The sequence below is a fragment of the Aurantiacibacter sp. KMU-128 genome, from assembly GCF_056933515.1.
Map to the genome: position 1 here is coordinate 1,707,593 of NZ_JBXORT010000001.1, position 26,945 is coordinate 1,734,537.

At 63.0% G+C, this 26,945-nt stretch carries 31 protein-coding genes; 21 read left to right on the forward strand and 10 right to left on the reverse strand.

Annotated elements, in window-relative coordinates; all coding sequences use genetic code 11:
- Nucleotides 1-3 precede the first annotated feature (3 nt).
- From ACS0VV_RS08535 to ACS0VV_RS08555, 5 genes are read left to right on the forward strand one after another with little or no spacing between them, the layout of a single operon-like run.
- Nucleotides 4-453: an HPr kinase/phosphorylase gene (locus ACS0VV_RS08535; protein ID WP_483532286.1), complete on the forward strand. Its 450-nt coding sequence runs from the start codon at nucleotides 4-6 to the stop codon at nucleotides 451-453.
- 45 nt (nucleotides 454-498) lie between these two features.
- Entirely contained in the window at nucleotides 499-1,428 is a 930-nt protein-coding gene (gene rapZ / locus ACS0VV_RS08540) for an RNase adapter RapZ (RefSeq protein ID WP_483532287.1), read from the forward strand.
- Nucleotides 1,429-1,474: 46 nt separating this feature from the next.
- The gene (locus ACS0VV_RS08545; protein WP_483532288.1) at nucleotides 1,475-1,879 is read left to right on the forward strand and encodes a PTS sugar transporter subunit IIA; all 405 of its coding nucleotides are present in this window, start codon (nucleotides 1,475-1,477) and stop codon (nucleotides 1,877-1,879) included.
- Entirely contained in the window at nucleotides 1,876-2,151 is a 276-nt protein-coding gene (locus tag ACS0VV_RS08550; RefSeq protein WP_483532289.1) for an HPr family phosphocarrier protein, read from the forward strand. The genes ACS0VV_RS08545 and ACS0VV_RS08550 overlap by 4 nt, the downstream gene beginning before the upstream one ends.
- 10 nt (nucleotides 2,152-2,161) lie before the next feature.
- Nucleotides 2,162-2,959 carry a TrmH family RNA methyltransferase gene (locus ACS0VV_RS08555; protein ID WP_483532290.1) on the forward strand — a complete coding sequence of 266 codons (798 nt, stop codon included), beginning with the start codon at nucleotides 2,162-2,164 and terminating at the stop codon, nucleotides 2,957-2,959.
- A gap of 15 nt (nucleotides 2,960-2,974) precedes the next feature.
- On the opposite strand, the gene ACS0VV_RS08560 is transcribed toward ACS0VV_RS08555, so the two are convergent.
- From ACS0VV_RS08560 to recR, 3 genes are all read right to left on the reverse strand, one after another.
- Entirely contained in the window at nucleotides 2,975-4,408 is a 1,434-nt protein-coding gene (locus tag ACS0VV_RS08560; RefSeq protein WP_483532291.1) for a DNA recombination protein RmuC, read from the reverse strand.
- 150 nt (nucleotides 4,409-4,558) lie between these two features.
- Nucleotides 4,559-5,125 (reverse strand): peptide deformylase, encoded by a 567-nt coding sequence (gene def / locus ACS0VV_RS08565; protein WP_483532292.1) that lies wholly within the window; start codon nucleotides 5,123-5,125, stop codon nucleotides 4,559-4,561.
- Nucleotides 5,126-5,260: 135 nt separating this feature from the next.
- A complete protein-coding gene (recR, locus tag ACS0VV_RS08570) occupies nucleotides 5,261-5,857 on the reverse strand; it encodes a recombination mediator RecR (RefSeq protein ID WP_483532293.1) in 597 nt (198 codons plus the stop codon).
- 134 nt (nucleotides 5,858-5,991) lie between these two features.
- On the opposite strand from recR, the gene fmt reads away from it, so the two are divergent.
- The 3 genes from fmt to ACS0VV_RS08585 are packed head-to-tail and all read left to right on the forward strand — an operon-like array spanning nucleotide 5,992 to nucleotide 8,768.
- On the forward strand, nucleotides 5,992-6,897 hold the full coding sequence (gene fmt / locus ACS0VV_RS08575) for a methionyl-tRNA formyltransferase (protein ID WP_483532294.1): 906 nt from the start codon (nucleotides 5,992-5,994) through the stop codon (nucleotides 6,895-6,897).
- A complete protein-coding gene (gene truA / locus ACS0VV_RS08580; protein WP_483532295.1) occupies nucleotides 6,894-7,643 on the forward strand; it encodes a tRNA pseudouridine(38-40) synthase TruA in 750 nt (249 codons plus the stop codon). Before fmt ends, truA begins: the two co-directional genes overlap by 4 nt.
- Before the next feature lie 15 nt (nucleotides 7,644-7,658).
- On the forward strand, nucleotides 7,659-8,768 hold the full coding sequence (locus ACS0VV_RS08585; RefSeq protein ID WP_483532296.1) for an alcohol dehydrogenase catalytic domain-containing protein: 1,110 nt from the start codon (nucleotides 7,659-7,661) through the stop codon (nucleotides 8,766-8,768).
- Nucleotides 8,769-8,941: 173 nt separating this feature from the next.
- Here the strand turns inward: ACS0VV_RS08585 and ACS0VV_RS08590 are convergent, their stop codons facing one another.
- From ACS0VV_RS08590 to cobS, 5 genes are all read right to left on the reverse strand, one after another.
- A complete protein-coding gene (locus ACS0VV_RS08590) occupies nucleotides 8,942-11,140 on the reverse strand; it encodes a transglycosylase domain-containing protein (protein WP_483532297.1) in 2,199 nt (732 codons plus the stop codon).
- Between the two features lie 231 nt (nucleotides 11,141-11,371).
- Nucleotides 11,372-12,289: a hypothetical protein gene (locus ACS0VV_RS08595; protein ID WP_483532298.1), complete on the reverse strand. Its 918-nt coding sequence runs from the start codon at nucleotides 12,287-12,289 to the stop codon at nucleotides 11,372-11,374.
- 188 nt (nucleotides 12,290-12,477) lie between these two features.
- Nucleotides 12,478-14,133, reverse strand: coding sequence for a M28 family peptidase (locus ACS0VV_RS08600; RefSeq protein ID WP_483532299.1), 1,656 nt, complete (start codon nucleotides 14,131-14,133; stop codon nucleotides 12,478-12,480).
- A 97-nt stretch (nucleotides 14,134-14,230) separates the two neighbouring features.
- Complete coding sequence (locus tag ACS0VV_RS08605; RefSeq protein WP_483532300.1) at nucleotides 14,231-15,079, reverse strand: hypothetical protein; 849 nt, start codon at nucleotides 15,077-15,079, stop codon at nucleotides 14,231-14,233.
- A 49-nt stretch (nucleotides 15,080-15,128) separates the two neighbouring features.
- Nucleotides 15,129-16,109, reverse strand: coding sequence for a cobaltochelatase subunit CobS (gene cobS / locus ACS0VV_RS08610; RefSeq protein WP_483532301.1), 981 nt, complete (start codon nucleotides 16,107-16,109; stop codon nucleotides 15,129-15,131).
- Between the two features lie 74 nt (nucleotides 16,110-16,183).
- On the opposite strand from cobS, the gene ACS0VV_RS08615 reads away from it, so the two are divergent.
- From ACS0VV_RS08615 to ACS0VV_RS08635, 5 genes are all read left to right on the forward strand, one after another.
- Entirely contained in the window at nucleotides 16,184-16,543 is a 360-nt protein-coding gene (locus ACS0VV_RS08615; RefSeq protein ID WP_483532302.1) for a DUF1428 domain-containing protein, read from the forward strand.
- Between the two features lie 72 nt (nucleotides 16,544-16,615).
- Complete coding sequence (locus ACS0VV_RS08620) at nucleotides 16,616-17,407, forward strand: VOC family protein (protein ID WP_483532303.1); 792 nt, start codon at nucleotides 16,616-16,618, stop codon at nucleotides 17,405-17,407.
- Between the two features lies 1 nt (nucleotide 17,408).
- A complete protein-coding gene (locus tag ACS0VV_RS08625) occupies nucleotides 17,409-17,855 on the forward strand; it encodes an SRPBCC domain-containing protein (protein WP_483532304.1) in 447 nt (148 codons plus the stop codon).
- Nucleotides 17,852-18,454 carry a glutathione S-transferase family protein gene (locus ACS0VV_RS08630; RefSeq protein ID WP_483532305.1) on the forward strand — a complete coding sequence of 201 codons (603 nt, stop codon included), beginning with the start codon at nucleotides 17,852-17,854 and terminating at the stop codon, nucleotides 18,452-18,454. Before ACS0VV_RS08625 ends, ACS0VV_RS08630 begins: the two co-directional genes overlap by 4 nt.
- A 39-nt stretch (nucleotides 18,455-18,493) precedes the next feature.
- Entirely contained in the window at nucleotides 18,494-19,342 is an 849-nt protein-coding gene (locus ACS0VV_RS08635) for an oxygenase MpaB family protein (RefSeq protein WP_483532306.1), read from the forward strand.
- Here the strand turns inward: ACS0VV_RS08635 and ACS0VV_RS08640 are convergent.
- The gene (locus ACS0VV_RS08640) at nucleotides 19,339-19,929 is read right to left on the reverse strand and encodes a J domain-containing protein (RefSeq protein ID WP_483532307.1); all 591 of its coding nucleotides are present in this window, start codon (nucleotides 19,927-19,929) and stop codon (nucleotides 19,339-19,341) included. The genes ACS0VV_RS08635 and ACS0VV_RS08640 overlap by 4 nt on opposite strands.
- Nucleotides 19,930-19,984: 55 nt before the next feature.
- Here ACS0VV_RS08640 and ACS0VV_RS08645 point away from each other — a divergent pair, with 55 nt between their 5' ends.
- From ACS0VV_RS08645 to ACS0VV_RS08665, 5 genes are all read left to right on the forward strand, one after another.
- Nucleotides 19,985-20,263, forward strand: a complete 279-nt coding sequence (locus ACS0VV_RS08645; protein ID WP_483533519.1) for a BolA family protein — start codon at nucleotides 19,985-19,987, stop codon at nucleotides 20,261-20,263.
- On the forward strand, nucleotides 20,260-20,967 hold the full coding sequence (locus ACS0VV_RS08650) for a glutathione S-transferase (protein ID WP_483532308.1): 708 nt from the start codon (nucleotides 20,260-20,262) through the stop codon (nucleotides 20,965-20,967). The genes ACS0VV_RS08645 and ACS0VV_RS08650 overlap by 4 nt, the downstream gene beginning before the upstream one ends.
- Nucleotides 20,964-21,863 carry a pirin family protein gene (locus ACS0VV_RS08655; RefSeq protein WP_483532309.1) on the forward strand — a complete coding sequence of 300 codons (900 nt, stop codon included), beginning with the start codon at nucleotides 20,964-20,966 and terminating at the stop codon, nucleotides 21,861-21,863. The genes ACS0VV_RS08650 and ACS0VV_RS08655 overlap by 4 nt, the downstream gene beginning before the upstream one ends.
- 126 nt (nucleotides 21,864-21,989) lie before the next feature.
- A complete protein-coding gene (locus tag ACS0VV_RS08660) occupies nucleotides 21,990-22,490 on the forward strand; it encodes an FKBP-type peptidyl-prolyl cis-trans isomerase (RefSeq protein WP_483532310.1) in 501 nt (166 codons plus the stop codon).
- 3 nt (nucleotides 22,491-22,493) lie between these two features.
- Nucleotides 22,494-23,387: an alpha/beta fold hydrolase gene (locus ACS0VV_RS08665; RefSeq protein ID WP_483532311.1), complete on the forward strand. Its 894-nt coding sequence runs from the start codon at nucleotides 22,494-22,496 to the stop codon at nucleotides 23,385-23,387.
- Here the strand turns inward: ACS0VV_RS08665 and ACS0VV_RS08670 are convergent, their stop codons facing one another.
- Nucleotides 23,388-24,452 carry a DUF2332 domain-containing protein gene (locus ACS0VV_RS08670; RefSeq protein ID WP_483532312.1) on the reverse strand — a complete coding sequence of 355 codons (1,065 nt, stop codon included), beginning with the start codon at nucleotides 24,450-24,452 and terminating at the stop codon, nucleotides 23,388-23,390.
- A 42-nt stretch (nucleotides 24,453-24,494) separates the two neighbouring features.
- On the opposite strand from ACS0VV_RS08670, the gene hisG reads away from it, so the two are divergent.
- Genes hisG through nusB form a run of 3 tightly spaced genes read left to right on the forward strand, consistent with a single transcriptional unit; the run spans nucleotide 24,495 to nucleotide 26,913 of the window.
- Nucleotides 24,495-25,166, forward strand: coding sequence for an ATP phosphoribosyltransferase (hisG, locus tag ACS0VV_RS08675; RefSeq protein ID WP_483532313.1), 672 nt, complete (start codon nucleotides 24,495-24,497; stop codon nucleotides 25,164-25,166).
- The gene (gene hisD, locus ACS0VV_RS08680) at nucleotides 25,166-26,461 is read left to right on the forward strand and encodes a histidinol dehydrogenase (protein WP_483532314.1); all 1,296 of its coding nucleotides are present in this window, start codon (nucleotides 25,166-25,168) and stop codon (nucleotides 26,459-26,461) included. Before hisG ends, hisD begins: the two co-directional genes overlap by 1 nt.
- Nucleotides 26,458-26,913: a transcription antitermination factor NusB gene (gene nusB, locus ACS0VV_RS08685; RefSeq protein WP_483532315.1), complete on the forward strand. Its 456-nt coding sequence runs from the start codon at nucleotides 26,458-26,460 to the stop codon at nucleotides 26,911-26,913. Before hisD ends, nusB begins: the two co-directional genes overlap by 4 nt.
- Nucleotides 26,914-26,945 lie beyond the last annotated feature (32 nt).

The window sequence follows — 26,945 nt, forward strand, 5'->3', positions numbered from 1 at the left end:
TCGATGAGCGAACTTATGGCCAATGTCAGCTGCGTTGCGATGCGCGGGCGCGGTGTGCTGATTACCGGCACGCCGGGCAGCGGCAAATCCAGCCTGGCACTGGCGTTGCTCGATCGCGGAGGCGAACTGGTGGGTGACGACGGCGTGCAGCTGGCATGGGATGACAAGACCGGATGCGTCCGCGCCGCGCCCCCGCCCAACACCGAGGGTCTGATCGAAATCCGCAATGTCGGCCTGCTCGAAGTGCCGAGCGCCAGCGCGCCGATCGCTATCGTGATCCACCTCACCAAGGATGCCGAGCGCCTCCCGCTGGGCATCGGCCACGCGCTGCTGATCGGACATGAGGTGCCCCAGGTCGATCTTTATCCCGATACACCGGTCCTCCCCTTGCGCGCAGAGGCGGCGCTGGAAATCCACGGACTGGTTTTTGATACCGCGTTCGACACGGCATAAGGGAGGACTTCACATTTGCGCACGATAAGCGCAAAGCGCTGCGCCATGGTCGAGTCACCTTCGCCTGTCCCGCCTCCATCAGCCGTGCGCCGCCAGCGCATCCTGCTCGTGACCGGGATGCTGGGTGCGGGCAAGACGACAGCGCTGCGCGAGTTGGAAGACCTTGGATGGGAGTCGATCGACAATTTCCCCGTCCGCCTGCTCGACCGGCTGGTGGGCAAAGACACCGAACCCTTTTCCCTCGCCATCGGCTTTGACTGCCGCACGCGCGGCTTCGTGCCCGATGATGTCATCGCGCGGATGAAGAAGTGGGTAGAAAGCGATTCGGTCGCCATCACCACATTGTTTCTCGATTGCGCCGGGCACGAGTTGGAGCGCCGCTTCAACGAAACGCGGCGGCGACATTTTCTGGCACAGGATATGCCGGTGGCGAATGGCATCGCGGCGGAGCGCGAGCTGCTCAGCCCTTTGCGCCGCTGGGCCGATGTGCTGATCGACACCACCGATTTCACGACCAACGATCTGAAGCAGACGATCCGCGAGCAATTCGCGCAGACCGCGCCCAAGGAGATGACCGTTACCGTCTCCAGCTTCGGCTTTTCGCGCGGCACCCCGCCCACCGCCGATCTCGTTTTTGATATGCGCTTTCTCGACAATCCGCACTGGCAGCCGGAGCTGCGCGCGCAGACGGGGCTTGATGCGCCGGTGGGAGAATTCATCGAACAAAGCGCGGTATTCGCCTCTACTTTCGAGAAAATCCGCAGCCTGCTGCTCGAATTGCTGCCGCGCTACGCCGAGCAGGGCAAGGCCTATGTCAACATCGCCTTCGGCTGTACCGGCGGGAGACACCGCAGCGTTTACACTGCCGAGAAGATGGCGCAGGTCTTGCGCGATGGCGGCTTTTCGCCCACGGTCTTGCATCGCAATCTGGCATCGCGCGCGGCAGAACTGGTAGAAGGCACGCAGCAAACATGACCGGCAAGCCCTCCCCCCGAACAATCGAAAAGGCCGCGCATTCGCGATGATCGGCATAATTCTTGTGACGCATGGCCGTCTGGCCGATGAATTTGTCGCCGCCATGGAGCACGTGGTCGGCAAGCAGGACGATGTGGCAACGATTTGCATCGGCCCGAACGACGATATGGAGGAACGGCGCAGCGATATCGCCTCCGCCATCGCCCGCGTTGACAGCGGCAAGGGCGCGATCATGCTGACCGATCTGTTCGGCGGCACACCGTCCAATCTTGCCATCTCGCTGCTGCAAGAAGGCAAGACCGAGGTGATTGCCGGCATCAACCTCCCCATGCTCATCCGTCTGGCGGGTGCGCGCAAGGAGATGTCGCTGGGCGAAGCGGCAGAGGCCGCGCGGGCTGCAGGGCGCAATTACATCACCCTCGCGTCCGAATTTCTGGGGCAGCATGCATGAGCGCAAACAGCAGGGACGTGCTCATCGTTAACAAGCGCGGCCTGCACGCCCGCGCCAGCGCAAAATTTGTTGCCGCCGCCGCCGTAATGGATGGCAGCACCGTCAAGGTGGCGAAAGACGGGAACGAGGCGCTCGGCACCTCGATCCTTGGGCTGATGATGCTCGGCGCCGCCAAGGGCGACACGATCACGCTGAGCGTCGAAGGCGAGGACGCCGAAGCGCGGCTGGGAGAACTGGTCGCGCTGGTAGAAAACGGCTTCGGCGAAGACTAAGCGCGACATTATGCGCAAACACATCACCGGCTTTTCCAACCCCACGGTCAAATATCTGCGGAGCCTGCGCGACAAGAAACACCGCAAGCGCGAAGGCAAATTCCTTGCCGAAGGGCTGCGGTTGCTGACCGATGCCCTTGAGTGCGGTCGCGTGCCCGAAGTGCTGGTGATGTCCGAAAAGCGCGATCCGCATCCGCTGGTGGACGCGCTGGAGGCCGCTGTTGCGGCGGCGGGCGGCGAGGTGATCGAAACAACGCCTGATATTCTCGGCAAGATCACCGGCAAGGACAATCCGCAAAGCGTCGCGGGCGTGTTTGCGGAGTTTGATACCTCGCTTGCCCAGCTCGACCGTAACGCCGCGTCGATCTGGCTGGTGGCGCAGGCTTTGCGCGATCCGGGCAATCTCGGCACCATGCTGCGCACCGGTGATGCGATTGGCGCGGGCGGGCTGATCCTGATCGACGATTGCGCCGACCCGTTCAGTGTCGAGGCCGTGCGCGCGAGCATGGGCGCAGTGTTCACGCAGAGCATTGCGCAGGCGCGGTGGGAGGAATTCCTGCCATGGCTGCGATCAGGTGACGGCCAGCTTGTGGCGGCGAGCTTGCGCGAAGCCGTCCCTTATCGCCGCGCGCCCTATGCCGCGCCTTGCTTCGTGATGGTCGGCAACGAATCGCAAGGCCTGCCCGAGGCCTATGAACTCGCTTGCGATCTTCGTGTGACGATGCCGATGAAAGGCCGCGCGGATTCGCTCAATGCAGCGGTGGCGGCCGCAGTGCTGGGGTATGAGGTGTTGGCGAGCCTGGACTAGCCAAACGCGGCGAGCCTACTCCGCCGCCTCGCGCTCTCCGCCCTTCTCGATCAGCAACTCCTCGGGCGCTTCGGCTGCATCTTCCGCTGTGTAGCGTGGTGCGCCTTCGACCAGCGGGACTTCTTCGATCTCTTTGGAGATTTCCAAGCCCTTTTCCGCCATGCGCCTGCCCGAAGTCAGGACGTTGCGTTCGAAGCTGCCGACGAATTTGTTGTAATTGCTGACCGCGCTTTCCAAACCGCCGCCGACCTTCTTGAGATGGCGCGCGGCGGTCTCCAACCGCGAGTAAAGCTCTGCTCCCATCCGCCCGATTTCCTGCGCTTCGGCAGCCATCTGGTCTTGCCGCCACACCTGCGCCACGGTGCGCGCGATCGCCACCAGATTGGTCGGCGTGGCCAGCAACACACCGTTCTTGAAGGCGAAATCCCACAGCTCCGGATCGGCTTCCAGCGCGGCGGCGACGAAATGTTCGCCGGGGACGAACATCACCACGTAATCGGGCGCTTCGTCGAACTGGCTCTGGTAACTTTTCGCACCCAGCGTCTGCACGTGGTTACGCATCGACTTGGCGTGCAAATCCATATGCCGCTTGCGCTCGGCATCGTCATCCGCCTCGAACGCGGCCTGATAAGCGTTGAGCGATACCTTGGCGTCGATCACCAGCTTCTTCTGCCCCGGCACATGGACAATCGCGTCGGGCCGCAGCCGTCCGCCCTCGGATTCTACCGAATGTTCGAGTATGAAATCGGTGTGCTGCGACAGGCCGCATTGCTCCAGCACATTTTGCAGCGCCCGCTCCCCCCAGCGCCCGCGCGCCTTGGGGGCGTTGGTGAGCGAATTGCCGAGCCGCTGCGCCTCGCGCCGGACTTCCTCCTGCCCGCGCTGCATGTTCTCGATCAGCCCGGTAAGCTGGCCGAAGGCATCGACCCGCCGCGCTTCCAGCGTCGCTACCTGCTCCTCATATTTCTGCAACCGGTCGTTCACCGGCTTGAGCAGATTGGCGACCGCCTCCTTGCTCGCCCTTTCGGAATGGCCGAAGCGTTCGGCGGCATCGGCGATGAATTTCTCCTGCGCCTTGCTCAACACCTCGCTGCCCGCCGCCTTGAACTGGGTAAGCAATTCCTCGCGCGCTTCGCGCATCAGCGCAATCTGCTTATCATGGTTCGCCGCATCCGCTTCCAAGGTGGCGAGACGCGCGCGCAGAGCCTCCCGATCCGCCCGCACCGTCTCTAGCGCCCCCTCCAGCGCATCGGCCTTCTCCGCCCGCACGCTCGCGCCTTCCAACTCGACGATGGCGCGGCGGAACTTCTCGTCCAGTTCCCGCGCCTCGGCGTCGCGAGTGGCAAACCGCTCGCGCAATTCGCCCACGGGCCGCGCGCCGACGAACCAGCCGAAAGAAGCGCCGAACACGAGGGCGACGAGTGCGAGAACGATAGCTAGTAAATCCATGCGCGGAACATAGCTGGAACGAGCGCACGCGCCAAGCCGCCTTCGGCACTAATCCCCCGCCCTGCCCCGGCGGCCCAGATCAAGCCCGTCCAACAAAAAAGGGCCGCTCCTATGGGGCGGCCCTTCGCTTGTTTCAAACGTGCGACCGGATCAGGCCGCCTCGCGCATCTTCTTCAGCTTCTTGAGCGCCATGCTCCGCTTCAAGCGGCTGAGGTGGTCGATAAACAGGATGCCGTTCAGATGATCCATCTCGTGCTGGATGCAGGTGGCGAGCATTCCGGACATTTCTTCCTCGTGCACATTCCCGTCCAGATCCTGATAGCGCACACGGCAGCGCGCCGGGCGCTCAACATCGGCGTAGATGTCGGGCACCGACAGGCAGCCTTCCTGATACACGCCCATTTCGCGCGAGGGATCGAGGATTTCGGGATTCACGAATACGCGCGGGTCTTTCTTCACCGGCTGATGCGTGTGTGAATGCCCGTCATGATCGCAAGGTACCGGCTCTGCGTCTGGGTCTTCTTCCTGCAAGTCGATCACCAGCAGGCGCAGCGGCTCGCCCACCTGGATGGCGGCAAGCCCGATGCCATGCGCGGCATACATCGTCTCGAACATATCATCGACAAGCGTCCGCAAGCTGTCGTCGAATGTCTCGACAGGCGTAGACACGGTTTTCAGCCGGGGATCCGGCGCTTCTAGGATTTCTCTGATGGCCATGGGAGCCAGATAAGCCTTCATGGGCCTCCGATCAAGAATTCGTCACTGCGAGCGAAGCGAAGCAATCCAACTCCGGCGCTACTGGATTGCCGCGTCGCCTGCGGCTCCTCGCAATGACGGGCGAAACGGCTAGTGTCAGCCCAACGGCCGCCGCGCCCTGAGCGCCTGCGCCAATGTCCCTTCGTCGAGATAGTCCAGCTCGCCGCCCACCGGCAGGCCGTGCGCCAATTGTGTGATGCGCACCGCAAAACCCTCCAACCGTTCAGCGATGTAGTGCGCGGTTGTCTGGCCTTCCAAGGTGGCGTTCATCGCCAGCACCACTTCGTCCACGCCTCCTTCGGCTACGCGGCCGAGCAGGCTGTCGATGGTCAAATCCTCGGGCCGCACACCGTCGAGCGCGGAGAGACGCCCGCCAAGCACGTGATAGCGCCCGGTGAACAGCCGCGCGCGGTCGAGCGCCCAGAGGTCGGCCACGTCCTCCACCACGCAAATGCTTTTCGCATCGCGGCGCGGATCGGCGCAGATGCTGCACGGGTTTTGCGTATCGACATTCCCGCAGGTGTCGCATTCAACGAGCTTGTCCTGCACCGCGCCCAGCGCATCGAGCACCTGCTTCAACGCGGTCTCCCGATGCTTGACCAGCCACAGCACCGCCCGCCGCGCGGATCGCGGGCCAAGGCCGGGAAGGCGTGCCAATGCGCTGGCGAGGTTTTCGATCTCTTGCGATGCCATAAATTCCCACTAACCGCTCATGCTGAGCTTGTCGAAGCATCGCTTTTTCTTCTAGCGCTGCCTCAACAGAAAGGACGACCCTTCGACAGGCTCAGGGTGAGCGGAAAGAGGGATCGCAAAGTATTGAACAGATAATGCGCATAATCTTCATGGGAACACCCGAATTCGCTGTGCCAACGCTCAATGCGTTGGTCGCGGCGGGGCATGATGTGGTTGCGGTCTATTCGCAGCCGCCCAGCCGTTCGGGGCGCGGGAAGCAGGAGCGTCCCTCGCCCGTCCATGCGCGCGCGGAGGAGCTGGGGATCGCAGTGCGCCATCCGCTCAGCCTGAAAGGCGCGGAGGAGCAGGAGGCCTTTGCTGCACTGCAAGCCGATGTGGCAGTGGTCGCCGCCTACGGCCTGCTGCTGCCGCAAGCGATACTCGATGCGCCCAGGCATGGCTGCCTCAATGTCCACGGCTCGCTGCTGCCGCGCTGGCGCGGGGCCGCGCCGATCCACCGCGCGGTGCAGGCGGGCGATGCAGCGACGGGCATCACGATCATGCAGATGGAGGCGGGCCTCGATACAGGGCCGATGCTGCTCAAGGGCGCGACGCCGATTGATCGCAAGACCACCGGCGAATTGCATGACGAACTGGCAGCTATGGGTGCGCGGCTGATGGTCGAAGTGCTGGCCCGCCTGGACGAGCTTGTGCCCGAAGTGCAGGACGATGCCCTCGCCACCTATGCACCCAAGATCGACAAGGCCGAGGCACGGCTGGACTTCAAACGGCCAGCGGTGGAGCTGGAACGCGATATCCGCGCCTTCGCCCCCTTCCCCGGTGCGTGGTTCATGCTCGGCGATGACAGGGTAAAGCTGCTGCTTGCGGAGGTCATCGAAACGGCGGGTGATCCCGGTGCGGTGCTGGACGATCAGTTCGCTATTGCCTGCGGCAAGCAGGCGCTGCGTCCGCTTAATCTGCAACGGGCGGGCAAGCCGGTGATGGCGCTGGCGGAGTTTCTGCGCGGCAATCCGGTAGCGGCGGGAACCCTGCTCGCATGACCCGCTTTGCCCTTACAATAGAATTCGACGGCGGCCCGTTCTTCGGCCTGCAACGGCAGGATAACGGCCCTTCCGTCCAGCAGAGCATCGAAGAAGCCGCCGCCCGCATTACTGGCGAACAAATCACGCTGCACAGCGCCGGGCGCACCGACAGCGGCGTCCACGCGCTGGGAATGCGGAGCCATTTCGATACCGGGAAGGACATCGCACCCTTCCGGCTGATGGAGGCGCTGAACGCGCATCTGCGGCCCGATCCCATCGCCATCACCGCCTGCGAAGTGAAGCCCGACGACTGGCACGCGCGCTTTTCCTGTATCGAGCGCAGTTATGAATACCGCATCCGCAACCGCCGCGCGCCGCTGACGCTGGAAAAGGGCCGCGCATGGCACGTCGCTCGCGATCTTGACCACGAGGCGATGCATGAGGCGGCGCAGGCGCTGGTGGGGCTGCACGACTTCACCACCTTCCGCAGCGTGCATTGCCAGTCGGCGAGTCCGGTGAAGACGCTCGACCTGCTGACCGTCAGCCGCGAGGGCGATGGCATCATCATCCGCGCCGCCGCGCGCAGTTTCCTGCACCATCAGGTGCGCTCTATGGTCGGCTGTCTGGCGCTGGTCGGGCAAGGCACATGGCGGATCGAACAGGTAGCCGAAGCGTTGGAAGCGAAGGATCGTACCGCGCTCGGGCTCAATGCCCCGCCAGAGGGTTTGTATTTCGTCGCTGCCCGCTATGAAGACGAGGAATAAGAGAGGAACTCCCCCATGACCACAGGCCGCCAACTCGTATCGACGCTCACCGCAGATGGCACCATGACGCTAGCGCTGGAGGAGAAGGACTTCCCCGCGCCCACCGGCAATCAGGTGCTGGTGCAGATGGAGGCCGCGCCGATCAACCCCTCCGACCTGTTCCTGATGACGGCCGGAGCCGATCTCGCCAATGCCACCTACGAACCCGGCAAGATCACCATGCAATTGCACCCGCAAGTCGCCGCCGGACAGGCCGCGCGGCACAACAAGCCGCAGACGGTGGGCAATGAAGGCGCGGGCACCGTTATCGCGGCGGGCGAAGGCGAGATGGCGCAGGCGCTGATGGGCCAGCGGGTCGCCTGCGTGCCGGGCAATGCCTTTGGCGAATACGCGCTCGCCGATGCTATGATGTGCATTCCGCTGGGCGAGCACACGTCAGAACAGGGCGCAAGTTCCTTCGTCAACCCGATGACAGCACTGGGTTTTGTCGAGACCGCCAAGCGCGAAGGGCATGACGCGATTATCCACGCGGCCGCTGCCTCGAATCTCGGTCAGATGCTGGGGCGCATTTGTCAGGAGGACGGGCTGGCGCTGGTCAATATCGTCCGCCGCGAAGAGCAGGCGGCGATTCTGCGCGATCAGGGCGAGAGCCACATCGTCAATTCCTCCGCCGATGATTTCGAGAAACAACTGGCAGGCGCGATTGGCGAGACCGGCGCCTATCTCGGCTATGATCCGATCGGTGGCGGCCAGACGACCGATATTTGCCTGCGGGCGATGGAGCGGGTCGCTGCCTCGAAAATGACCGAATACAGCCGTTACGGCTCGGATCAGGCGAAGAAGATGTATATCTACGGCCGCCTCGACCTCTCACCGACCATCCTCACGCCAAGCTACGGCTTTGGCTGGACGGTGTCGGGCTGGCTGCTGATGCCGTTCCTAGCCAGCTGCGATATGCCGACGCTGATAGGCCTGCGCCAGCGCGTGGTGAACGGCCTCACCACCACCTTCGCCAGCAGCTACAAGGCGCGCGTGGGGCTGGAGGAAATGCTCACCAAGGACGCGATTATGGATTATGCGCAGATGAAGACGGGCGAGAAGTATCTGGTTACGCCTGCGGGGTGAATTAGCAGAAACCCGTTCGTCCTGAGCTTGTCGAAGGACTGCTTTTCCTTTCTGACCTGGTGCCAAGGTCCAGAAAAAAGTGCAGCCCTTCGACAAGCTCAGGGCAGTCGGGTTTGGAGAAGCCGACCAGCTTCGTTCCCGAAAGGCTCAGGACAATCGGAAGTGGGACGGACTTACGGCCCCCCGCCCTGCGCTTCCAGCTCTTCCTCCAGCTTGCGCCGGATCGCTTCCTCGTCAACGTCGAGCGCGACGCCGCCATCGCGCACGCCGACGCCAATCGGCACGCCTTCCACATCGGTTTCGAACACTGCTTCGCCATCACGGATGATCAGGCGGCGGCCATCACCCAGCGGAATATCGCCGATTTCGGGCACGTCGAGCGGCTTCACCGGGCCTGACGGATTGGGTGTCGGCACCGGCTGCGAGGGCGCTGGCGCCGCAGCCGCGCCCAGCGCGCCGCGCATGAAATCGCGCCAGATGCGCGCGGGCAGGCCTCCGCCCGACACGCCATCGAGCGGAGTGTTATCGTCATTGCCGATCCACACGCCCACCACCAGATCGCCCGCATAGCCAACGAACAGCGCGTCGCGATTGTCCTGCGTGGTGCCGGTCTTGCCAAAATTGGGAATGGCGAGCATCGCCGCGCGGCCCGTGCCGTCATTGATCGCGCTGCGCAACATTTCCTCGATCGCGGCATGGTCGCGATTGCTCAGATCACCCGAATTGCCCCACAGCCAGTCAAACCAGCCCTCCTCCTCCTGCGGGAAAGCGCGCGGCGTAACGGGGAAGGAATTGGCGGCCACACCGGCATAGGCAGCGGTGAGTTCCAGCAGGCTGACCGAGCTGGTGCCCAGTGCCAGCGAGGGATCGCCCTCCGCCAGTTCGCTCCTGATGCCGAAATCACGCGCCGTCTCGATCACCGCCGCGCTGCCGACCTCGTTGAACAAGCGCACGGCGGCGACATTGGATGACTGCGCGAAAGCCTCGCGCAAAGTCAGCTCGTCCTGATACTCGTCATTGTAATTGCTTGGGCGATAGCTACCGCTGGTGAACTCCGCGCCCGATATGGTGTCGTCCAAATCCCAGCCATTGCGCAGCGCGGCGAGGTAGACGAACAGCTTGAACGTGGAGCCCGGCTGGCGGCGCGCTTGCGTCGCGCGGTTGAACGGGCTGTCCGAATAATCGCGCCCGCCGATCATCGCCACGACTTCGCCATTCGTGCGCATGGCCACCAGCGCCACCTGCGCATCACCCAGCGGCGCGCGTTCCACCACCCGGCGCGCTATGCCCTGCAATTCGGAATCGAGCGTAGTGGTGAGTGTCTGTTCGGAATAGCCGTTCTCGGTCAGCCTCCGCGCTTCGGGCAGTGCCCAATCGGCGAAATAGGTGCCGGTCGGCAGATCGTTGCGGGTGCGCACGTCAAGCTCTGGCACCGCCATCGCATCCGCCTCTTCCAGCGTAATATATCCTGCGGCGACCATCGCGTTCTTCACCAGCGCATAGCGCGCCGCCGCCGCTTCGGGATTGCGCGTGGGGGCTAAGCGGCTTGGCGCCTGCAACAGCCCTGCCAGCATCGCCGCCTGTTCGGGCCGCAGATTCTCCGGCTGGCGATAGAAGTAATGCAGGCTCGCCGCGCGGATGCCGTACATATTGTCTCCGAAATAGGCATTGGAGAGATAGCGTTCGAGGATTTCGTCCTTGGTCAGCCACGCCTCCAGCCAGAAAGCGATCAGCGCCTCGCGCGCCTTGCGTGTCAGCGTCTGTTCTGGGGTGAGGAAGGTGAATTTGGCGAGCTGCTGGGTGATCGTCGAACCGCCACCAACACCGGTAATCGCCGCCCGCGCAATGCCGCGCGGGTCGACACCCCAATGCGAATAGAAGCGCCTGTCCTCGATGGCGAGGAATGGTTCGATCACGTGATCGGGCAGCTCGGCCACCTGCACCGGCTCGTCCACCACTGCCCCGTTGCGGGCAATCGGCGTGCCGTCTGCCGCGAGCAAAGTGAGTTGCGGCGGAGCGATCGGTTGCAGGCTTTTGGAAAGCGGCGCGGTGATAGCAAGATAGCCTACCAGCAAGAAGAAGACGAGCAGGATGCCCGCGATCCAGCGGCTGATCCACCACAGCCATGATTTGCCCCGCATCCGGGCGGGCAGAAACCGCCGCCAGCCTGTGGGCGGAGCGGCAGGCGGCAGATAATCACCCGGCACCCCGGCGGGACGTCCACCGGGATAGGCAAAGGCGGGGTGATCATCCTCGTCATCGTCCAGCCCGTGCAGCGGCGACCACGGCGCATTTTCGAGCGCAAGGTCGCGCTCGCTCCAGCCGCCAGCTGCTTCGCGCCTATTGCGCTTACGGAAAAGGTTACGCCACATTGTCTCTACACTGAACCACTAGCCAGTGTGTTAGCAAGGCAATACAGTAATGGCGAGCGAATTTTGGCCAATTCCGCCGGTTTCCCTCAGTGGACACGTGCGGCGCTGCTACTATGTCTTGCCTGAATATCAGGTGATGCGGCGCCTGCCGCATATGGAAAGCTTGCCCGCATAAAAAAGGGGGCGGATGCCGCAGCGCCCGCCCCATTTAACTCGACTGATCCAGCGCGATCAGGCGATGTTATATTCGTCAACAATCTGACGGTAGTTCGGGTTCAGCTCGTAACCCAGATCAGCGAAGGAAGCGGCGCTCCAATAGCTGATGTAATTGGGGTCAGAAATGTAGCCGGTGAACAATTCGTTCGTATAAGTCTCATCGTCCCAGTGGCCGAAAGCAGTGCCTTGCCCACCATCGGTTTCGATGGCGATGGTATCGTCACCATTGAACTGCAGCGCATGCTCTGCCGAGGCCAGCGCGCCGCCAAAGGTGTTGTCAGGCAGCAAAAGGCCCAGGCGATCCCACAGCGTGCCCAGACCAAGAACGTGCGCCATCTCGTGCACGACGATATCGTCGAACAGGCCAAGCCCGTTGAACGCATCGGCATCGGCAATGTCGAATTCCATAATGCCCTTAACCGTCAACTGGTTATCAGTGCGGATCGAGGTCGGGCCAGCGCGGCCGAGCACACCGCCCGAACCGTCAATATTGATGAGCGAGGCGGTGATGACGAGGTCGTCGATCGTTTCCGTGGTGGCGCGCTTGCCGCGGCCACTGGTGATCGTCACATCCTGCAGATCGCCGACGATCAGCGCGGAGTAGAAATCCGCCGCCGCGACGAAAATGTCATACAGCGCCTGCGTCCACGTGCCTTCGAACACAATGGTGATATTGAAAGCGCCTTCTGCGCCGCTGGTATAGGGGCTGAAAGTGGTGCCACCACCACCGCCGCCACCGCCGCCGCCGCCGCCGCCGCCGCCGGGCGTGCCACCGGGCTTGGCATTGGCGAGATCGACATTGAAATGATCGACATCGATTTCGCGCACCAGATTAACAAACTCAACGTCGTGGTTGAACGCGTTCGGATTGCGGAAAAAACGTGGCTCGACGATCATCTCTTCGGTGAGCTGCTGGGCGAAGGATTTATACATTTACGTCCCCTTACTTCCTTTATTTGCTGCAAGCACCCCTGCGTTGCTGACTCGAATGTTACTCGCTTTGCTTTCAAGGGCAATAAGGGAAATGGTCAATCCACCACTCATCAGACCATAAAAAAGCCCACCCTGCCGAATTTTACAAAATCCGGCGGGGCGGGCTTTCTGAATTACCTATGCGCGGACTACTCGCCGTCCTGCACCGGGCCGCCGAACACATCGCCGAAGAAATCGCCCGAGTTCCAGGCGGGTGTTTCCGCCATATTGCCGATGTCACGCGCCACCAGATAGGCGATATCGGCAAAGCGGCCCAGCTGTTCGTAGGCGATCAGATCGGCCTCGTCCGAGGGTTCGTGATAGTGGGTGGAAAGGAAGGACGTCTGCGCTTCCTGCCCGCCATTGCCGAAGCCGATTTCCACATACACGGCAGGAATACCCGCGCGGACATAGGAATATTGGTCGGAACGGAAGAAGAAGTTCTCGTCCGGATTCGGATCGGGCACCAACGTCAGGCCATAGGCGGAGACAGCCGCATCCACCGCCGCGCCCAGATTGGACCGGTCTGCGCCAAACGCCACCACATCCACGAAGGGATAGGTCAGCACCGGCATATCGACATTTACGTTCGCCACAATCGAGCCATTCTCAAGGTCCTGATTGTTCGCGTGATAGGACGAACCGAGCAGGCCCAGCTCTTCCGCGCCCAGCGCGGCAAAGATAATCGGCCGGCGCGGCGGCTCTGCCGCGAGCAGGCGACCCATTTCGAGCAGTGCCGAAACCCCCGTCGCATTGTCCATCGCGCCATTGTAGAGCTGGTCATTGTCCGGCCCGTGGCCAGCCTGCAGCCCTTCATGGTCGAGATGCGCGGTGATGACGACATATTCGTCTGCCACTGACGGATCGGAGCCCGGCAGAACACCCAGCACGTTGCTGGTCGTCAATTCGTGCTCATACGCATTGGCATAGCTGACGCGTACGGTGCGATCGATGTCGAAACTTGGCATATCGCTGCCCGGATTCCGCACCGCTGCGTTGAGCGCGTCCATGTCGAACTCGGTGCCCGCGAGCAGCTCGCGCGAGAGCGCAGGCGAGGCAACCAGAGCGAACTCCAGATCGCCGCCGCCGTCGAAAGCGACCCCGTCGGGCCCCGCCCAGGTCAGACCGCCTACATTGCCGAAGAAGCTGACCGCGCGCTCGTAAGGGATGCGCTGCGCTTCGGGCCACACCATGATCGCGCCCACCGCGCCGGTGTCGGCAAAGCGTTCGGCACCGGCCTGCAGCAGATGCGTGCCAAGCAGCGAATCGAGATCGTCATGCAGGTCGAACACCCAGACGACGATCTTGCCTTCAAGGTCGACACCTTCAAGATCGTTGAAGCCGAGTGCGGGGATTTGCAGGCCGTGGCCGACAAACACCAGCTCTGCCTCTACGGTACCCGCGCCGTCTTCGCCGCCAGCGCTGGCAAGGCCGCCGCCGACAAAGTCGGTGCCATATTCGGCCTTGGTGCGGCTGCCATCGGCATTGACCAGCCCCATGCGCGTATCCGCTGCCGCGCTGTGGCGCACGAGGTTGAAGCTCTGGTAATAGCTGTCCCCGTCGCCCGCCGGGAGCAAGCCGATTTCGGCATAGCGGCCCGCAACATATTGTGCCGCGCGCTCATAGCCGTCGGTGCCCGCTTCGCGGCCTTCCATATTGTCATCAGCAAGGATGCGGACGTCGTTTTCCAGCGTCGCGCGGTCAGTCAGGGGATTGGTCGAGACCGACGGATCGGCCACCTGCGCGGCAGCCGGAAGCGAGACAATGGCCAGCGCAGCCGCGCCGATAAGCAGAAAATTCTTCATGGATTGAGATGACCCCATTCAATGTCCAAAATATGCGCGGACGCTACACGCCCTCACATGAACCGCAAGTGGCACGCGCGATTCTTCGTCTCAAAGCCTACCAGCCATAGGTCGTGCGCACTTCATTGGGCACGACGATGAACTCGGTGGGATTGATTTCCGGCGTGACGCGCAAAGTTGCGCGGTTTTCCTGCCGCACCGCATCAATCACCTCGAAGCGCAGGCCGAACATATAAAAGCCGCCGCGATTGCCCTCTCCAAAGCGCACATCGTTGAAACGCCGGGCCGTAAAGCGGCCGCTTTGCCAGGTATCGAAACTGCGAGTGCTGCCACGCTGGATCACATCGAGTTGCAATTGCACCACACTGCGACCCACGCGGATCATGCTGATGCGCGCGATATCGTCGGCTGTGCCCATCGGCTCGGCCATCAGCTCTTCGAAGGGAACACCTTCTACCGCGCCCAGATCGACAATGCCCGGCCCGTCTCCCAGCACGATGGCACGGTCGAGCATGAAATCCTTGTCGCTGTCCTGCAGGCACACGACCCTGTCCTGCAAGGAATTGAGCATACTGCCGAACATCGCCCCCATGAAGCCGGAGCCTTCCTGCGCCTCGGCCACACGGCTGCGGGTGCAATAGGCGACCTCGCCACTGTCAATCAGCGCCTTGGGCAGCAACTCGCCTTCGGGCAGAGTCAGCGTTTCGCCATCCCGCTCGATCACGACATCGCGACTGAGCCGGGTGGAAAAGGCCCAGCGCAGCGGCAGTTCGAGCACCGCCTCGCCCTCGACAAACTCGCGCTCCAGCCGCTCGGTCGCACCGGGCAGAATGATGATCGGCGATTGCTGCCAGCGCACCGGCGCCTGCGCGGCATCTTGTGCCTGCGCGGGAACGCCGGCGAAATACACCGCGAACGCGGCACACAACAAGCCTTTGAATTTCATCGACCCTACTCTCCAAGGCCGGTGTTAGCGGGCACCGGCGCTACAAGATTTATCCCTTCACCGCGCTTTCGGGCAATTCCTTGCCGAACACGCGCTGGTAATATTCGGCGACCAGCATCCGCTCTGCCTCGTCACACTTGTTGAGGAAGCTTAGGCGGAAGGCGAAGCCGGCGTCGCCGAAAATCTCTGTGTTCTGAGCCCACGTAATCACGGTGCGCGGACTCATCACGGTCGAGATATCGCCGTTCATAAAGCCCTGCCGCGACAGGTCTGCGACGCGGATCATGTCGGCCACCAGTTTCTCATCCAGCGTGGTCTTTGCACCGACAATCGCGCGCTCGGTTTCGGCGGGCAGATAGTTGAGGCCGACCACGATGTTCCAGCGGTCCATCTGCCCCTGGTTGATCGCCTGTGTACCATGATACAGCCCGCTCGTATCGCCAAGGCCGACCGTGTTGGCGGTCGCAAACAGGCGGAAATGCGGATCGGGACGGATGACGCGGTTCTGGTCGAGCAAAGTCAGCTTGCCCGCCTGTTCTAGCACGCGCTGGATCACGAACATCACATCGGGGCGGCCCGCATCATATTCGTCGAACACCAGCGCCACCGGATGCTGCAGCGCCCAAGGCAGCAGGCCTTCGCGGAACTCGGTCACCTGCAAGCCATCGCGCAGCACAATCGCGTCACGCCCGATCAGGTCGATCCGGCTGATATGCGCGTCCAGATTGATGCGCACCGTCGGCCAGTTGAGACGGGCAGCAACCTGCTCGATGTGAGTCGATTTGCCCGTGCCGTGATAGCCCTGCACCATCACCCGGCGATTATGCGCAAATCCGGCGAGGATCGCGAGCGTCGTGTCGGGATCGAACACGTAGCTGTCATCGGTATCGGGCACACGTTCATCCGCCTTGGAAAAGGCGGGAACTTTCATATCGATATCGATGCCGAAGGTCTCGCGCACATCGACTTCGGTATCGGGCGCGGCGAGCACCGTGGAGCCGGATTCGGACGTTTTGGTCATGTCATTCATATCGCCGCGCTGCCTAGACGGGGGAGCGGTGTGCTGCAACAAGGTATTGGGGCGGTAAATGAAGGAGAGGGACGATGTATATCCAAGGCTTTCTGCTGGCAGTGCCGGAGGACAAGAAAGCGGCCTATGCCGAAATCGCCATGCGCGCAGGCCACAAATTCCGCGAATACGGCGTCACTGAGATTGTCGAGGCGTGGGAAGACGATGTGCAGGACGGCAAAGTCACCGATTTTCGCATGGCGACCAGGGCCGAGCCGGGGGAGAAGATCGTCTTTAGCTGGATGATCTGGCCCGACAAGGCGACTTGCGACGCGGCGCACGCGAAGATGATGGACGATCCCTTTTGGGAACAGGATATGGGCGATATGCCGTTTGACGGGATGCGGATGATGTGGGGCGGCTTCACGCCGCTTGTGACCATGGGCCGCGATTGACGAGAGCACCAATGTTCATGTAATGTTCTCATGTGGGATGCGGGTGTGGGAACCCGACAAGCGGAGGAAACAATGGCAAATCAACATGGTGACTGGGTCTGGTACGAATTGATGACCCCCGACTCGGATAGCGCGCAGGCGTTCTATGCGGGACTGCTCGGTTGGAGTTTTGCGAATTCGGGGCAGGAAGGTGTCGATTACCGGATGTTCTCGGCGGGCGAGACACAGATTGGCGGTTTCCTGCAATTGACGCCGGAAATGGTGGAGCACGGTGCGCATCCCGGCTGGGTCGGCTATATCCGCGTGGACGATGCAGCCAAGGCGGTCGCCTCGGCGCGAGAAGCGGGCGCGAATGTGCTGATGGAAGGCAATGAAGTGCCCGGTGTCGGCCCCTTCGCCATACTGCAAGACCCCGAAGGCGCAGCGTTCTACGTGATCGAAGACCGCTCGGGCGAGGAAAGCCACGCTTTCTCCACCCATGAAGCCGCGAACGGCACCTGCGCCTGGAACGAGCTGATGGCGGCCGATCCGGCTGCAGCGATGGCTTTCTACGGCAGCCAGTTCGGCTGGGTCGTCGTCGACTCGATGGATATGGGCGAAATGGGCAAATACGAAATGCTCAAATGCGGCGCCGAGCGTGATTTTCTTTTCGGCGGGCTGATGCGCCGGATGCCGGAAATGCCCGTGTCATTCTGGGCCTTCTACTTCCGCGTGCCCTTGATCGATCCGGCAGTCGAATTCGTAACGGCCAACGGCGGGCAGGTGATCAACGGCCCGATGGAAATTCCCGGCGGCGAATTCGTACTCAACGGCATCGACCCGCAAGGCGCGATGTTCTCGCTGATCGGCAAGCGGGAAAGCTGAGATGCAGGAACTCAGCGTAACAACCTTCATCCATGCACCGCCCGCGAAAGTCTGGGACGTTATGGCCCACCGGCAGGAGGAGTGGTTCTGCCCTTCCCCATGGAGGTGCGAAATTGTGCGTGATGACAAACGTGCGGGCGGCGCCATCGCCTCTGTTTTTCGCGGCCCCGATGGCGAGGAAATGCCGCATGAAGGGCTCTATCTGGCGTGGGACGAAGGGCGGCTTTTCGCCACCACCGATGCGGTGACGGCCGACCTGCAACCAGCCGGGCCATTCATGATCGGCATCTGGGAAATCGCGCCCGAAGGCGACGGCACGCGCTACACCGCCCGCGCCCGCCACTGGCGCGAGGAAGATCGCAAGGCGCATGAGGAGATGGGCTTCGCGCAAGGCTGGGAAGCCTGTGCCGCGCAATTGAAAGCCCTTTGTGAGGGAGAAGACCAATGAGCAGCTACACCCTGTTTTTCAACCCGATGAGCCGCGCGATGATCGCCAAATGGGCCTTTGCCGAGGCGGGAGTCGCGCCCGAACTGGTGATGGTCGAGTGGAACGACAAACCACAATCGCTGCTCGATGCGAACCCGATGGGGAAGCTGCCGACGGTGATCCACCACCATGGCGAGCACGACCATGTCGTTACCGAAGCGGCGGCGATCTGCCATTATCTGGCGGAGATGGAGGCGACCGACCTCTTGCCTAAGCCGGAGGAAAAGGCGGACTATTTCCGCTGGCTGTTCTTCGCGTCCGGTCCGGCGGAACAGGCCATCATGAACAAAGCCATGGGCTGGGAGCCGAAAGACGAGCGCCAGCAAATGACCGCGGGCTTCGGAAGTTATGACCGGATGGTCGATACGCTCGACAGCTGGCTGTCTTCGCGTGATTATGTCTGCGGCGATCGCTTCACCATGGCCGATGTCTATGTCGGCTCCCAAGTCGATTGGGGCCTCAATTTCGGCACGCTGGCAGACCGCGATAGCTTCCGGCAATACCAGCAGCGCTTGCAGGTGCGTGAGGCCTATCAGCTGGCAATGGGTGGCGGAGAATAGGGTCTCGTATTTGGCCGCGCCCTGCCCCATATCGCGGGTATGGCGCGGCCTGATCCCATCGAATTTGCGCGGCTGAAACTGGTCGAGCGCGTGCGCGCGGCGTTCAACGATGCGTCCAAGGGCGAAACACCGATCCCGCCATCGGACGAGGCGTTCTTCGCGCCCGACACGCCAATCCGCATGGTGCACGCCGATCTCGTCAGCATGATGGTGGGCGGAATGTCGGCGCTGCTGCTGCAAATGCTGCATCCGCACGCGCTGCAAGGCGTGCTCGATTTCTCGAACTTCCGCGAGGATATGCATGGCCGCCTGCGCCGTACCGCGCGTTTTATCGCCGTCACGACCTATGGCCATCGCGACGATGCCGAAGCGGCGATTGCGCGGGTGAACCGTATCCACGCCGCCGTGCAAGGAACCTTGCCCGATGGCACATCCTATCAGGCTACCAATCCGCGCACGCTCGCATGGGTTCACGTGACCGAGGCGACGATGTTTCTCGAAGCGTGGCTGCGCCATGTGAAGCCGCAAATGCCGCAGGCCGAGCAGGACGAATATTTTCGGCAATTCGCCCTCATCGCGCGCAAGCTGGGGGCCGATCCGGTGCCGGAGACCAAGGCAGAGGCGCAGGCGGTGTTTCGCGATTTGCGCGCCGATTTGCGCCCGACCAAGGAAGCGCGCGAGGTCGCGCAACTGGTGCTCACCCACAAGCCGCCGGGGCCGGCGGGCACGATCCAGCCTTTCCTTGCAAGCGCTGCCGTCACCCTGCTCCCGCCCTTTGCCCGCACGATGCTGGCGCTGGAGAACCCCGGTGCGCGCGCCATGCCATCGCGGCTGGTGACCAATGCGCTTGGCAGCACGATGCGCTGGGCGTTCCAGCAACGGCCCTAGGCAAACGCCGCCGCCTTGCGCAGCAGTTGATACGCCTCCACCACCCGCTGCAACCTCGCTTCATAGGCGCGGTTGCCGCCATTGCGGTCAGGATGGTAGCGCCGCACGAGTTCGGAATAGCGCTGGCGCAGCTCGGTGCGCTCGACCTTCGGCCCCAGCCCCATGACCTGCAAAGCTTCGCGCTCCTCACGCGAAAAACGGCTGTCGCTCTCTCGCACGCGCCCCGCTGCCGCGCGCTTGATCTCCCCTGCCCTCGCGCCAATCGCATCCAGCGGATCGGAGAAATTCGCCCAGCGCGGCATTCCATCGACGCCAGCGGTGGCGGAGAAGGCGGGAATCTCGCTCCCCCAGCCCGCGCCGGGAGCCTGCGCGCGGTAAATCTCCTCCGCGCTCATGCCTTCGAACCAGTCATAGCCCGCATTGAATTCGCGCACGTGCTCAAGGCAGAACCAGCGCCATTCGCCCGGCCCGTCAAACGAATTGCCGCGCGTGCCCGGCGCACGGAATTCGCCCGCCTCGCGGCAGGTCGGGTGCTCGCACACTCTCCCCTCGCTTTCATAGCGGCCGTGGAATCGCTCGTTTCGCATGAGCGAGCCAGAATGGGGATTGCGCAGCCCGATGGAAACCCCCAACTTTGGCCCCATGACCGGCCCCGTTGCACAAGAAATCACCGAGCTGCTGACCGCCGCGCTCGCCCCCACACATCTCGACGTCATCAATGACAGCGCGCATCACGCGGGCCATTCGGGCGATGACGGCAGCGGAGAAAGCCATTTCACAGTGGTGATCGAAAGCGCCGCGTTCGAAGGCAAGAACCGCCTCGTCCGCCAGCGGCTGGTGCTTGGCGCGCTGGGCGATATTCCCGGCAACCGCGTCCATGCCTTTGCGTTGAAGTGCTTTGCGCCGGGAGAGCGTCAATGAGTGTGGAGCTCTGGTATTGGCCGCACATTCCGGGTCGCGGCGAGTTCATCCGGCTCTATTGCGAGGCCTTCGGCGTAGACTACACCGACATGGCGCGCGAACAGGATGCCGATGCGCTGGTCGAACATATGCACAGCCTACAAGGCATCCGCCCCTTCGCCCCGCCCTATATCGTCGATGGTGATGTGGTGATCGGCCAGACGCCGCTGATCCTGCAATATCTCTCCGACAAGGAAGGGCATGGATCGGGCGAGATGGAGACCGATCTCGGCCTCTTCCAATTGCAGATCGACATCGCCGATTTCGTGGAGGAGGTACACAGCGTCCACCACCCCATCGCCAGCGAGCTATACTACGCCGACCAGATGGATGCCGCCTTTGAAAAGGCAGGCTATTTCCGCGCCCAGCGCATCCCCAAATATCTGATCCATTTCGACAATGCGATTGCCGCGAGCGGCGGGCCTTTCGTGCTCGGCCAGCAGCCGACCCATGTCGACACCAGCCTGTTCCAGCTGATGGAGGGGCTCGACCATATGTTCCCCAACTATATGCGCTCGATGCAGGGGACATGGGCCTATCTGGAAGGCCTGCAAGGCGCGGTGCCCGATCTGGAAGGGGTTGCCGACTACCTCGCCAGCGAGCGGCGGATGGAATTCAACGAAGACGGGATTTTCCGGCACTATGAAGAGTTGGATGACGCATGAGCATTATTCAGACTGTCACCCCCGTCAGCCACGATCTCGGCCAGTTTACTGTGCGCCGCGCGGTGCCGTCGAAAGAGGCGCGGATGGTCGGGCCGTTTGTGTTTGTCGACCAGTTCGGCCCGGCGCAGCTTGACCTTGGCAAGGGCATGGATGTGCGCCCGCATCCGCACATCAATCTGGCGACCGTTACATGGTTGTTCGATGGCGAATATGCGGGCGCGATCGAGCATCGCGATAGTCTCGGCACGTTCTCCACCATCCGCCCGGGTACGGTGAACCTGATGACCGCCGGACGCGGGATCGTGCATTCGGAACGCAGCCCGCAGGACGAACGCGCCAAGGGGTCGCGCCTCTACGGAATGCAGACTTGGCTCGCTCTGCCCGATGGCAAGGAGGAGATTGACCCGGCTTTCGAAGCGGTGAGCGACCTGCCGTGGATCGAGGGCGACGGCGCGCGGGCCTGCGTCATCATGGGCGAGCTGTGGGGCGCGCGGGCGGCGACCACCTGCCATGCGGAAACGATCTACGCCGAAATCCTGCTGCAACCGGGCGGCTCCATCCCCATCGACGCGGAAGCGGACGAGCGCGCGGTGATGCTGGTCGGCGGCGAGGCGAGCCTCGATGGCGTGCCGCTGGCGCTTTACGATTTGAACGTGCTCAAGCCGGGCGAGGCGATGACGCTAACCAGCCAATCAGGCGCGCGGGCGATGCTGCTCGGCGGCGAGGCTTTTGCGACCAAACGCCATGTCTGGTGGAACTTCGTCAGCAGTGACCGCGAGCGGATCAATCAGGCGAAAGAGGACTGGCGCGAAGGGTGCTTTGCGAAAGTGCCGGGCGATGAAGAGGAATTCATTCCGATCCCGGAAGGACAGCCGAAGACTGTGAGTTATCCCTGATCAACACATCGTCATTGCGAGCGTAGCGAAGCAATCCAGTTCCGGCGCTGCTGGATTGCCGCGTCGCCTACGGCTCCTCGCAATGACGAGGTGACTAGGGGCAATTGGCGCGCTATCCCGCTCGTCATGAAACACACACTCCTGACCATCGCCGCCCTCACCCTTGCCACACCCGCCTTCGCGCAGGACGCTCCTGCCGAGCCTGCTCCGGGCGAAGCGGGCTCCATCGAATGGCACAATGCGCAGCAGGCCGCGCTGCATGGTCTCAGCCGCGAGGATGGCTGGTACCGCTTGCAGAACGGCGTGATGTTCCGCCGCACTGCGGGCGACGGCACGGGCCCCGCGCCCGAAGTCAGCGACGAAATCACCATCCACTACACCGGCACCTTCCCCGATGGCAGCGTGTTCGACAGCTCGGTGGAGCGCGGCGAGCCTGCCACCTTCCCGCTCAACCGCCTGATCGAAGGCTGGCAGATCGCCATCCCCTATATGGGCGTCGGCGACACGGCAGAAATCCGCATCCCGGCCGAAGCCGCCTATGGCCTGTCGGGCCGTGGGCCGATCCCCGGCGGCGCGACGCTGTTTTTCACCATCGAGCTGCTCGCCATCCCTAGCAAGGGGGTGTGAGCGGTGAGCGATCTGACGCCCGTCACCCTGCGTAATGGCATCACGCTGGACGTATGGGATAGCGGCCCGAAGGATGCGCCCGCGCTCATCTTCCTGCACGGTTTTCCCGAAAACCACCGCACGTGGCGTCACCAGATCGCGCATCTCAACGGGCGCTTCCGCTGCATCGCGCCCGACCAGCGCGGATACGGTAATTCCTCCGCGCCCGAAGGCGTAGAGCATTATGAGGTAGCCGCCCTGATCGGCGATATCTTCGCGCTCGCCAAAACCCGGGGTGTCGAGCGGTTTACGATTGTCGGCCACGATTGGGGCGGCGCGCTTGCCTGGGGCGTTGCGGCTTTCGGGCAGGCGATGGGCGTGGTAGAGCGCGCGGTGATCGCCAATGCCCCGCATCCAGCGGTCTTCCAGCGGCTGCTGTTCGAAGACGAGGCGCAGCGCAAGGCGAGCCAGTATATGCGCGTCTTCCGCGATCCGGCGCATGATGCGGTGATTGCGACAAGCGGACTGGCAGGCCTGCTCGCCAGCGCGCTTAAATGGGACAGCCGCCCGAATTACGACCCGGCCGAAGTTGCGCTGTTGATGGAGCAATGGAAGCGTCCCACCAACGCGTTTGCGATGCTCAACTGGTACCGCGCGAGCGGCATCAAGGTTCCGCCGATGGACGAGCCGGTTGGCCTGCCCAAGGACTATTCCGACCCGCCCTTCCCCGCACTCACCATCCCGACGCTGGTGATCTGGGGCATGGGCGACGAAGCGCTGCTGCCCGCCAATCTGGACGGTCTGGGTGACTGGGTGGAGGATTTGACGGTCGAACAAGTGCCCGGCGCCGGACATTTCATCCCGTGGGAAGCCCCCGATGCGGTGAATGCTGCGATGGACGGTTTTTTGGTGGGCTAATCAGCCAACCCATTCCACCCACGCGCCATGCGGATGGCTTTCGGTGAGCTTTACCCAGTCCTCACCACCCGGCCAGAAGCGCACGCGACATTCCTGCCGGAAAGTTTCGCGATTGGTCTCTGACATGATCCACGCCAGCGGCGCGTCCGGTGTCGCCGCTGCGCCCGCCGCCTCCATCGCTGCGGTGATCGCATCGCGGGTGGCGGCGGGCAGATATTGCCACATTACCGTGTGGAACAGCACGCGGGTGACGCCCGCCTCGGCAGGCTCGGCCAGCATCGCCTCGACAAAAGCTCCGGCATCCAGCTGCACCAGATCGGGCGGAGTCTCCTCCGCCATCGCAATCGCCGCATCAAGCCGCGCCATACGTGCGGTCGCTTCGGGCCAGACATAGCCGCGCAGGACCGCCGTCTTTTGGGGATCGGCGAGGTCAATTGGCGTGATATCGCTGCCTCTAGCCGAGACAATGGAGACAGGCGCAGCGGGCGGCGGCGCACCGCGCCATTCGGGCGCGATATGGATGGCGGAACCTTCTGCCCCCGCCTTCACTCCGCCCAGATCGAAGGAAAAGCGGCCCAGCATCGTGTTGATGCCCGCGCTCGCGCCGATTTCATTGAGCGCAAATCTCGACCCCGCACCTTGCGAAGACAGCCACAGCAGCGCCGCCATGATATTGGCAGAGCGTCCCGCCTCATTCGTCTGCGGCGGGTGGTCGAGCCACGGCAGCAACTGGCAATCGAACCTCTCGACCGCCTCCACCACAATCGCATCGACCTGCGCCTGATCGGTTATGAGCCCGCCATAGACATCGCCCAGCCGCCGGTTTTCGCCCGCCAGATGCAGAGCATGGAGCCCGCCAGCAATGCGCAGCGGCATCGCGTCCTCCAACGTCAGTCCCTGCCAGCCTGCAATGCGGCGACCGGTGGCGGTATCGCTTTCCATCACCGCAAGCAGCGCGCGCACCACACGGGCCGTCCCCGGCGCGCCGGAGTTCTCGGCGTGATCGGCTTGCCACGCGATAGCTTCCGCCACGCTCTTTATCGCCATCACGCCGTCTGCTGCCATATCCGTTGCCCTTTGCTGCCTTCGCCCCTACATCGCGCGGCGATGACCGAAGCTTCTGCCAACCAACCGCTGATTTTCGCCGTTCCCAAGGGCCGCATTCTCGACGAAGCGGTGCCGGTGATGGAACGTGCGGGCGTGGTGCCCGAAGCGGCCTTCCACGACAAGTCCGACCGCTCGCTCAGCTTCAGCGACACGAGCGGCGAAATGCGCATTTTCCGCGTGCGCGCTTTCGATGTGGCGACCTTTGTCGCGTTCGGCGCGGCGCAGATGGGCATTGTCGGCTCCGACGTGATCGAGGAATTCGACTATTCGGAGCTCTATGCCCCCGTCGATCTGGGTATCGGCGCGTGCCGCCTTTCGGTGGCCGAACCGGCTGATCCGAACGAGTATTCGGTGGGCAATGCCAGCCACCTGCGCGTGGCGACAAAATATCCCAACATCACCAGCCGACACTTTGAAAAGGCAGGGATTCAGGCCGAGTGCATCAAGCTGAACGGAGCGATGGAACTCGCGCCGTCGAGCGGGCTCGCCACGCGGATTGTCGACCTTGTCAGCACCGGCCAAACTTTGAAATCGAACGGCCTCGTTGAGAAAGACACGATCATGCAGGTCACAAGCCGCCTGATCGTCAACCGCGCTGCCCTGAAGACCGACGCCCGCGTCGCCGCGCTGGTCGAGCGGTTCCGGCAGGCCATGCTGAAGGATGCCGCCTGATGCGCCGCCTGCACAGTTCCTCCGAAGATTTCGCCACGCAATTCGCGCGCATCGTCAATGATCGCCGCGAGAGCGACGAGAATGTCAGCCGCGATGTCGCCGAAATCCTCGCCGAGGTGAAACGCACGGGTGACGAGGCGTTGCGCAATTACACCATGCGGTTTGATCACCATGCGCTGACCGCGGATACGAGCAGTTGGCGCATCACCGCCGACCAGTGCAAGGCGGCTTACGACTTCCTCCCCGCCGAGGCTAAGGATGCCCTCAACCTCGCCGCCGACCGTATCCGCGCCTATCACGAAGGCCAGCTGCCGCAGAACCGCGACTATCGCGACGCGGCCAATGTACGGCTGGGCGCGAAGTGGTTTCCCGTGGATGCGGCGGGCCTGTATGTGCCGGGAGGGCGCGCGGCCTATCCCTCCAGCCTGCTGATGAACGCCATTCCCGCCAAGGTGGCGGGGGTCGAGCGGCTGGTCGTCTGCACCCCGACGCCCAAGGGCGCGATCAATGATCTGGTGCTGGCAGCGGCGCATCTGTGCGGCATTGACGAGATCTGGCGCGTCGGCGGCGCGCAGGCGGTGGGCGCGATGGCCTATGGCACCGAGCGGATCAAGCCGGTCGATGTCATCACTGGCCCCGGCAATGCCTGGGTCGCAGAGGCGAAGCGCCAGCTTTACGGTGTGGTCGGCATCGACATGGTCGCCGGGCCGAGCGAAATCCTCGTCATCGCCGATGGCAAAAACGATCCCGACTGGATCGCCGCCGACCTGCTGAGCCAGGCCGAACATGATCCCACAAGCCAGAGCATCCTGATCACCGACGATGCCGCTTTCGCAGAACTGGTGGAGGATGCCGTCGATGTGCTGTGCGCGCAGCTTGCCACCAAGGATGTCGCGCGCAAGAGCTGGGACGATTACGGCGCGCTGATCGTGGTCGATGATCTGGTGGCGGAGGCCCCCGCCCTCGCCAACGCGCTTGCCGCCGAGCACGTCGAACTGGCGGTGGACGATCCCGATGCGATGTTCGCGCAGATCAAACACGCGGGTAGCGTCTTCCTTGGCCGCCACACGCCCGAGGCGGTAGGAGACTATGTCGCCGGGCCGAACCATGTGCTGCCTACCGGTCGCCGCGCGCGTTTTGCCAGCGGACTGTCGGTGCTCGACTTTATGAAGCGCACCAGCTTTATCGCGCTCGACGAAGGCGCGTTGGAGGCCATAGGCCCCGCCGCCGCCGCTTTGGCCGATATTGAGGGTTTGCCCGCCCACGCCGCCAGCGTAAGGGTGCGTCTGAAATGACCCAGTCCAAACGTTCCAAATCGCGCTCCGCCGCTCGTCTCGCCGCTGTGCAGGCACTGTATCAATGGCAGATGGAGAAGACCGCGCTCACCCGCCTGCTCGACGAATTCCACCAGCACCGGCTGGGCAAGGAAATCGAGGACGAGCAATATGCCGAGGCGGAGGTGGATTTCTTCGACGATGTCGTCTCCGGCGTGGTCGCACGGCAGGCGGAGATTGACGAGGCGTTGACGGCCAGACTCGCCGAGGGCTGGACGCTGCTGCGGCTTGACAAGACGATGCTGCAAATCCTGCGCTGCGGCGCGTATGAACTGCTGGCGCGCGCGGATATTCCGGTCGGTACGGCAATCAGCGAATATGTCGATGTGGCGCACGCTTTCTTCGACGAGCGCGAGGCGAAATTCGTCAACGGTGTGCTGGATGCTGTGGCAAAGGATGTGCGTTCCGGCTAGCGTTTGGCGCTTACCCCTTTGGTTGTAAGGCA